The organism is Mesorhizobium sp. M2A.F.Ca.ET.039.01.1.1 (genome assembly GCF_003998035.1).
Classification (GTDB): domain Bacteria; phylum Pseudomonadota; class Alphaproteobacteria; order Rhizobiales; family Rhizobiaceae; genus Mesorhizobium.
The window spans coordinates 1-423 of the sequence record NZ_RZRY01001563.1; the positions used below are offsets into that span (position 1 = coordinate 1).

General features: G+C 58.2%; 1 pseudogene. It reads right to left on the minus strand.

The window, feature by feature from the left end:
- Window positions 1–4 precede the first annotated feature (4 nt).
- Window positions 5–423: pseudogene (locus tag EOA24_RS40935) on the minus strand (peptidase S15); the annotation flags it as partial.

Sequence of the window (423 nt, forward strand, 5' to 3'; positions counted from 1 at the left end):
CTTCTCAGTTCATATCGCGTGGAAACTCCCTGACCTCTTCGCGATCAACGATTGTCTCGTCGCCAGAACGGGCGACGAGATGAGTCTCCATGCGCCAGACATCACGTAGCGCGCGCACTGTCGCCGAAACCCTGACTCTGGCGTCCCAATCGCCTCGGACGTAGGACTTCTCCCAGGTCACGGTTCCCCGTGCTGAATTCGGATCGTCCGGATGGACGACAAAGACGCTTGTCTGCCTGGCCGACAGAGTAAGGCCAGTATTTGGGTGACGTACGGTTCCTCCGTCGCTGACCACGGTGTAAGTGGATTCGCCGGTGATCTGGTTGGTCGTCACCTCGCGCCGGAAAGGCTTGCGCGCCTTGATCACTTCCTGAACAAGGGGCATTGCGCTTTCAGGTTCTTCAAACGACGCAAGCCTTGCAT